Genomic DNA, 5,836 nt, shown 5'->3' with positions numbered 1-5,836 from the left:
TGCCGGCGATGAGGCCGGTACCGTCAGAACTGCTCAGGCGTCATGCGGTAAAGTGACGCACTCCCTGCGCGAATGCTCGCGTCCAATGCCAGGCTGCGTGGCAGCACGCGTTGAAAGAAGAACTCCGCTGTCGCCAGCTTTGCCCCATAAAACGCCGGATCTTCATCGTGCCTGGCCAAGGCCACTGCCGCCATGCGCGCCCACATGTAGGCGTAGGCCGTCAGGCCGAACAGGTGCAGGTACTCCACCGCCACACTGCTGACCAGGTTGGCATCCTCGCGCGCCCGCGCGCTCAACCACTCGCTGCAGGCAACCAGACGCACCAGGCTGGCCTGCAAGGCGTCACGGTGCAGCGGTGTGCTCACGCAGAAGGCGCGGACTTCGGCGGCGAAGCCGGCCAGGGCCTGGCCGCCGTCGGCCAGCACCTTGCGCCCGAGCAGGTCGAGGGCCTGGATGCCATTGGTGCCTTCATAGATCTGGGCGATGCGCACATCGCGCACGCGCTGCTCCTGGCCCCATTCGCGAATGTAGCCATGGCCGCCGAACACCTGCTGGCCAAGCACGCAGCTTTCCAGGCCGTTGTCGGTGAAGAACGCCTTGGCCACAGGTGTAAGCAGCGCCACCAGGCGTTGGGCGTGTTGGCGCTCGCCGGCGTCTTCGGCATAGCGCGCCAGGTCCAGCTGCTGGCCGACATAGGCGGCAAAGGCGCGGCCGCCTTCGGTGAGGGTGCGCATGGTCAGCAGCATGCGCCGCACGTCACCGTGGTGGATGATCGGGTCGGCGGCCTTTTCCTGCGCCTGCGGGCCCATCGCGGCGCGGCTCTGCAGGCGCTCGTTGGCATAGCGGGCCGCGCTCTGGTACGAGGCCTCGGCGCAGCCGATGCCCTGGATACCAATGGACAGGCGTTCGTAGTTCATCATGGTGAACATGGCCGCCAGGCCCTTGTTGGCGTCACCCACCAGGTAACCGGTGGCACCGTCGAAGTTCATCACACAAGTGGCCGACGCCTTGATGCCCATCTTGTGTTCGATCGAGCCGCAGTGCGCGGCATTGCGCGGCCCCAGGCTGCCATCGGCGGCCACCAGGAACTTGGGCACCAGGAACAGCGAGATACCTTTGGCGCCGGCGGGGGCGTCCGGCAGCTTGGCCAGCACCAGGTGCACGATGTTCTCGGTCAGGTCCTGCTCGCCGCCGGTGATGAAGATCTTGCTGCCGCTGATGTGGAAACTGCCATCGGCCTGGGGTTCGGCGCGGGTGCGGATCAGGCCCAGGTCGGTGCCGGCGTGGGGTTCGGTCAGGCACATGGTGCCGGCCCAGCGGCCCTCGTACAGCGCGGGCAGGTAGGTGGCCTTGAGCGCCTCGCTGGCATGGGCGTCGATGGCCAGGCAGCTGCCGGCGCTCAGCGCCGAATACAGGCTGAAGCTGCAGTCGGCGGCGTAGAGCATTTCCTCGAACAGCACGCCGAGCATTTTCGGCATGCCCATGCCGCCGTACTCGGGGTTGCCACCCAGGCCCACCCAGCCGCCTTCGCGGTAGGTGCGCCAGGCTTCGCGGAAGCCGTCCGGGGTGGTGACATGGCCGGCGTCGAAGTGCACGCCTTGTTCGTCGCCGTTGCGGCTGAGCGGGGCGATCAGGTTGGCGGTGACCTTGGCGGCCTCCTCGAGGATGGCGTCGGCGGTTTCGCCGTCTACGCGCTCGGCCAGGGCAGGCAGGCGCGACCACAGGGCAGGGCCCTGGAACACGTCATGAAGGATGAAGCGCATGTCGCGCAGGGGGGCGGTGTAGTCGGTCATGGCGGGGCGCTCGGGCAAATGGATTGGCTGACGGGTCGGGCCCTATCGCCGGCAAGCCGGCTCCCACAGGGGGCTCCCTTGCCCCGGTGTGGGAGCCGGCTTGCCGGCGATAGGGCCGCTAGAGTTTCAGAGTGCCTTGGCGCGGTCGCGCAGCACGTACTTCTGGATCTTGCCGGTGGAGGTCTTGGGCAACTCGCCAAAGACCACGGTCTTCGGCACCTTGAACCCAGCCATATGCTCCCGGCACCAGCCGATGATGTCGCTTTCGCGGGTATGTTCGTGCCCAGGCTTCAGCGCGACGAAGGCGCACGGCGTCTCGCCCCACTTCTCGTCGGCGCGCGCCACCACGGCGGCCTCCAGCACGGCGTGGTGCTTGAACAGGGTGTCCTCGACCTCGATCGTGGAGATGTTCTCGCCACCGGAAATGATGATGTCCTTGAGCCGGTCCTTGATCTCGACATAGCCGTCGGCGTGCCACACCGCCAGGTCACCGGTGTGGAACCAGCCGCCACGGAAGGCCTCGGCGGTGGCTTCGGGGTTTTTCAGGTAGCCCTTCATCACCGTGTTGCCGCGCATGAAGATCTCGCCCAGGGTGTTGCCATCGCGCGGCACCGGTTCGAGGGTTTGCGGATCGGCCACCATCAGGCCGTCGAGGGTCGGGTAGCGCACGCCCTGGCGCGACTTGATCCGCGCCCGGTCTTCCAGTGGCAGGTCCTGCCATTCATCGTGCCAGGCACAGACCGTCACCGGGCCGTACACCTCGGTCAGGCCATAGGTGTGGGTGACGTGGATACCCATTTCTTCCACGGCGCCGATCACCTTCGCCGGCGGCGCGGCACCGGCGACCATGGCTTGCACCGGGTGTTCGATGGCGGCCTTGGCGGCCTCGGGCATGTTGACCAGCGCATTGAGCACGATCGGCGCACCGCACAGGTGGCTGACCCGGTGCTCGCGGATCAGGGTGAGGATCTTCTGCGGGTCGACCCGGCGCAGGAACACGTGGGTGCCGGCCAGCGCGGTGATGGTCCAGGGGTAGCACCAGCCGTTGCAGTGGAACATCGGCAGGGTCCACAGGTACACCGGGCGATGACCCATGCCCCAGGTCATCTGGTTGCCGATGGCATTGAGGTACGCACCGCGGTGGTGATAGACCACGCCCTTGGGGTTGCCGGTGGTGCCGGAGGTGTAGTTGAGCGAAATCGCCTGCCACTCGTCATCGGGCCATTCCCAGGCGAACTCCGGGTCGCCTTCGGCGAGCAGGGCTTCATAGTCCAGGTCGCTGACCGCTCGGCCTTCGCCGTATTCAGGGTCGTCCACGTCGACCACCAGGGGCGGGTGTTCGAGCAAGGCCAGGGCCGCTTCGATGACCGTGTGGAACTCGCGGTCGGTGATCAGCACCTTGGCCTCGCCGTGGTGCAGCATGAAGGCGATGGCTTCGGCATCGAGGCGCACGTTGAGGGTGTTGAGCACGGCGCCGATCATCGGCACGCCGAAGTGTGCTTCGAGCATCGCCGGAATGTTCGGCAGCATCACCGCCACCGTGTCGCCGCGGCCGACGCCGCGCCCGGCCAGGGCGCTGGCCAGGCGTCGGCAGCGCTGGTACGTCTCGCGCCAGTCTCGGCGAATGGCGCCGTGGATGACGGCCGGGTAGTTGCCGTAGACGGCAGCAGTGCGCTCGATGAAGCTCAACGGGGTCAGGGCGACGTGGTTGACGGCAGCGGGCATCAGGCCCTGGGAGAAGATCGACATGCGGTAATCCTGTTAAGGAGGCAGACGCAGCCTGTGCGTGTGGCCCCCGTTGGCTGATTGTTAGCTCTGATCAGGGTGTGGACAGCGCGCCGATGGCCGCTTGCCCCTGTCGCAGTTTTACGCGAACAGCTATGGTAGATGGAATATTGACTATAGCAATATAGTAAAACTACTATAACAAGAGCCTCTGCCGTGGAAACAACCCACACCGCCTTGCTTGCCAAGGACCCGCAACCCAGCCTGTTGCTGGCGGCCGATTGCAGCGCGCTGGCCATCAACCCCGCCATGCAGGCCCTGGTCCAGGGTGGCCCGCCGCTGGCCGACTGGTTACCGAACAACTGCCCGGCACTGGTACGTGCCTGCCTGCGCCAGCATCGTGCAATCGCCGAGGTGGAAACCCAGGTGGGCGAACGCATTGTGCTGTGGACCTTCATCCCCGACGACCAGGGCCAGCAGGTAGTTGCCCGTTGCCGAGAGGCCAGCGAGGAACGACAGGCCGCGCGTGAAGCCAACCGCGCCCGGCGCCTTTACCGGCTGATCATCGAAAACACCACCGACCTGATTTCCCGGCACAGTCCCGACGGCAGATTCCTCGACGCCTCGCCTGCTGCCTACCGCCTGCTAGGCCTGTGGCCCGAGCAATTGCGTGGCATGCCGGTACTGGCCTTGCTGCACCCGCGTGAGCGCCGCCAGGCCCTGCGCCAGGCGTCTGCTGCGCTGGACCATGACGGCTACCACACCATGACCTGCCGGGTGCGCCATGCCACCGCTGGCTACCGCTGGTTCGAGATCGCCAGCCGGGCGATCCGCGAAACCTACACCGGCGCGGTGGTGGAGGTGGTCGCCGTGTCGCGTGACATCACCCTGCGCATCGAGGCCCAGGAAAACCTCGCCCACAGCGCCCGGCTCGCCACCCTGGGCGAGCTGGCTTCGGGCATCGCCCACGAAATCAACCAGCCACTGGCGGCGGTGGTCAACTACGCCAATGCCAGCCTGCGCTACCTGCAGGGGCTGGAACGCGACCCGCAAGCGCGCGAGCGGGTCGGCCAGGGCCTGCAGCGCATCAGCGAGCAAGCCACCCATGCGGCCGAAGTGATCCGCCGCCTGCGCGCATTCCTGCGCAAGGGGCCGCGGCGTCTCGAGGCCGTCGACCTGGCTGAAGTGGCGGCCGAGGCCATGCGCCTGTGCGCGTGGGAAGCGGCCCGCGATCAGGTGAGTGTCGAGCTGCGCATCGGGGCGCAGATGCCTGCGGTGTTCGCCGACCGGGTATTGCTTGAGCAAGTCCTGCTCAACCTGCTGCGCAATGCCATCGAGGCCAACCGCGAGCAGCATGCTCAACAGCCGTCGCGTATCCTGCTGGGCGCCGTGCGCGACGGCGACGGGGTGCTGGTCGAGGTGGCAGACCAGGGGCCGGGTGTGGCGGAGGAACGCCTGGAGGCGATCTTCACGCCGTTCAACACCAGCAAGGCTGACGGGCTTGGGCTGGGCTTGAGCATGAGCCGCAGCCTGATCGAGGGTTTTGGTGGCAGCTTGTGGGCGCGCGCGGGTGACTTCGGCGGGCTGGTCGTGTGCTGCCGCCTGGCGGTGAGCAGGGGATAAGGAGAGGGCAGGGTGCAAGCGAAGGTTTATGTGGTCGATGACGACCAGGGCATGCGTGATTCGACGGTCTGGTTGCTTGAGTCGGTGGGCCTGCAGGCCTTGCCGTTCGACAGTGGCCAGGCGTTTCTCGATGCCTGCGCAGAGGATGGGCCGGCGTGTGTGCTGCTGGATGTGCGCATGCCGGGCCTGGGTGGCCTGGCGGTGCAGCAGGCGATGCGCGAGCGCGGGCTGGCCATTCCGGTGATTTTCGTCAGCGGCCATGCCGATGTGCCGATCGTGGTACGGGCGTTCAAGGCGGGGGCCTGCGATTTCATCGAGAAGCCCTACAACGATCAGTTGCTGCTCGACAGTGTGCAGGCTGCACTGGAGCGGGCCGGAGAGGCACGCAAGGGGGAGCAGGCGTTGGCGCAAGTGCAGGCGCGGATCGATGGCCTGACGCCGCGTGAGCGGGATGTGTTCGTGCCGTTGGCGCAGGGGTTGAACAATCGCGAGATCGCCGAGCGGCTGGGGGTCAGTGTGAAGACCGTGGATTTGTATCGGGGGCGGGTGATGAAGCGGTTGCAGGCGCAGAGTCTGGCGGAGCTAGTGGGGATGGCGATTGCCTGTGGTGCGGTGGAGGCGCTGGGGGGTAGGGCTTGAGTTGATGGGTAGTGCATGAGGTATGTGGGGTAGGCCTTGAGTTGATGGGTAGTGCA

The 5,836-nt window shown here is 66.6% G+C and carries 4 protein-coding genes; 2 read left to right on the top strand and 2 right to left on the bottom strand.

The window, feature by feature from the left end; genetic code table 11:
* Positions 1-23 precede the first annotated feature (23 nt).
* A complete protein-coding gene (locus tag PMI38_RS10640) occupies positions 24-1,793 on the bottom strand; it encodes an acyl-CoA dehydrogenase C-terminal domain-containing protein (RefSeq protein WP_008093674.1) in 1,770 nt (589 codons plus the stop codon).
* Between the two features lie 126 nt (positions 1,794-1,919).
* Complete coding sequence (locus tag PMI38_RS10635) at positions 1,920-3,542, bottom strand: acyl-CoA synthetase (RefSeq protein WP_008093672.1); 1,623 nt, start codon at positions 3,540-3,542, stop codon at positions 1,920-1,922.
* Between the two features lie 192 nt (positions 3,543-3,734).
* Between PMI38_RS10635 and PMI38_RS10630 the strand changes: the two genes are divergently transcribed.
* Both PMI38_RS10630 and PMI38_RS10625 read left to right on the top strand, forming a co-directional pair.
* A complete protein-coding gene (locus PMI38_RS10630) occupies positions 3,735-5,141 on the top strand; it encodes a sensor histidine kinase (RefSeq protein WP_008093671.1) in 1,407 nt (468 codons plus the stop codon).
* A 12-nt stretch (positions 5,142-5,153) separates the two neighbouring features.
* Positions 5,154-5,780: a response regulator transcription factor gene (locus PMI38_RS10625; protein ID WP_008093669.1), complete on the top strand. Its 627-nt coding sequence runs from the start codon at positions 5,154-5,156 to the stop codon at positions 5,778-5,780.
* Positions 5,781-5,836: the final 56 nt, after the last annotated feature.

The sequence above is a fragment of the Pseudomonas sp. GM84 genome, assembly GCF_000282535.1.
Taxonomy (GTDB): domain Bacteria; phylum Pseudomonadota; class Gammaproteobacteria; order Pseudomonadales; family Pseudomonadaceae; genus Aquipseudomonas.
Note: the sequence above shows the minus strand (reverse complement) of the source record. Positions and strands in the feature narration are given on the sequence as shown.